We start from the raw sequence: 1,576 nt of genomic DNA on the forward strand, positions 1-1,576 counted from the left end.
CTCGTCGTCGACGACGAGGAGTACAAGGGCTCGATGCCGGGCCAGCGCAAGGTCGACCTGCGCACCGGCGACGGCGCGTGCTTCGTGCAGGCGAGCTCGGTCTCCGGCCACATCACGGTGCTGCGCGGGGCCGCACGATGATGGCTCCCGTGTTCGCGCACGGGCAGCTGCGGCTCTACCTGCTGTCCCTGCTGGAGTCCGGGCCCAAGCACGGGTACGAGCTCATCACCGCGCTCTCCGACCGGTTCGGCGGCACCTACCGTCCGAGCGCCGGCACGATCTACCCCCGCCTCGCCCGGCTCGAGGAGGAGGGCCTGGTCGTCCGCGTCGACCAGGAGCGCAAGAGCACCTACTCGCTGACCGACGCCGGGCGGGCCGAGCTCGCCGCGCGCGAGGCCGACCTCGCCGACCTCGAGGAGGGCATCGCCGACACCGTGCGCGACCGTGCCGCATCGGTGCGCGCCGACGTCCGGGGGGAGATGCGCGGGCTGCGCGCCGACCTCGCCGCCGCCGCGCAGCAAGCCCGCGCCACGGCCGTGCAGCACCAGCCGCCCGCGCCGACCGACGCGCACGCGGCCTCGCACGTGCGGCGCACCGACGCCGAGGCGATGCTCGGTCGCTTCCGGGACGAGCTGCGCGCCGACCTGCGCCGGGCGGACGCCGGGGGGAAGGTCGAGCAGCTCACGGTCGACACGCTGCGGACCGTCCTCGACACCGCGCTCGCCGCGGTCCGCCAGACGCTGCGCTGAGCAGCAGCGACGCCCGCACCCGTCGAGGGGTGCGGGCGTCGTCGCGCGGAGCGGATGTCGCGCGTGAGGCGCGCCGGAAGGGGCGTCAGGCCGCGTCGTCCGGCAGCCCGAGCCAGGCGTGCCAGCCCGTGTGCAGGACGAGCCAGGCGATGAGGCCGTACCCGGCCTGACCGGGGAGCACGCCGTTGCCCGCGGCGAGGTCGCCCAGCCACTGGTCGTGGGCCGCGAGCGGCGTGAACGTGTCGACGTACGGCACGCGGCGGCGGGTCGCGACGTCGGCGAACGCGGCCGACAGGTCGGCCAGCTTCTCGGCGTCCGCCGTCGAGCCCGGGGGAGGGCCGACGACGAACGCGGGGATCCGGCGCTGCTCGGCGACGTCGAGGATGTTGGCGAGGTTGAGCCGGGAGCGCGCGAGCGACAGGCCCGCGTCGACGTCGGCGCGGCCGAGCGCCACGACGAGGCGGTTGTCGGCGTCGGCGGAGAGCCGGCGGCCGACCTCGTCCTCCCAGCGGGCGCCGAGCCCGGACGTCGTCTCGCCCGGGACGGCGAGCGTGAGGGCGGTCAGCGGCTCCGGGGTGGGGGTGCGGGCGACGACGCGACCGACCCAGCCGAGCCCCTTCGGGTCGCCGACGCCGGCGGCCAGCTCGTCACCGACCACCGCCAGCCGCAGCTCGCCCACCGTGCCCTCGCCTTCGCCGTCGTGCGGCGCCTGCGGCACCGTCCCGCGGACAGTCTCTCAGGGCGGGGGCGCCGGACGCGGCTCATCGGTGGGCCTGTCGCCCGACGGGGTGGGGGGTGGTCGACGGTCGCGGGGGGGGGGCCCCCGG

The 1,576-nt window shown here is 76.9% G+C and carries 2 protein-coding genes; one reads left to right on the forward strand and one right to left on the reverse strand.

The features are described 5' to 3' along the window. Positions 1 to 140 precede the first annotated feature (140 nt). Positions 141 to 749: a PadR family transcriptional regulator gene (locus CTKZ_RS20770; RefSeq protein WP_124344675.1), complete on the forward strand. Its 609-nt coding sequence runs from the start codon at positions 141 to 143 to the stop codon at positions 747 to 749. 85 nt (positions 750 to 834) lie between these two features. Here CTKZ_RS20770 and CTKZ_RS20775 read toward each other — a convergent pair whose 3' ends face one another. Continuing rightward, the gene (locus CTKZ_RS20775) at positions 835 to 1,428 is read right to left on the reverse strand and encodes a GDSL-type esterase/lipase family protein (protein ID WP_124344674.1); all 594 of its coding nucleotides are present in this window, start codon (positions 1,426 to 1,428) and stop codon (positions 835 to 837) included. Positions 1,429 to 1,576: the final 148 nt, after the last annotated feature.

Source organism: Cellulomonas algicola (genome assembly GCF_003851725.1).
GTDB lineage: Bacteria > Actinomycetota > Actinomycetes > Actinomycetales > Cellulomonadaceae > Cellulomonas > Cellulomonas algicola.

Bases quoted from the DNA above. Each gene is read 5' to 3' on its own strand.
- CTKZ_RS20770 (WP_124344675.1), top strand. From the start codon at position 141: ATGGCTCCCGTGTTCGCGCACGGGCAGCTGCGGCTCTACCTGCTGTCC.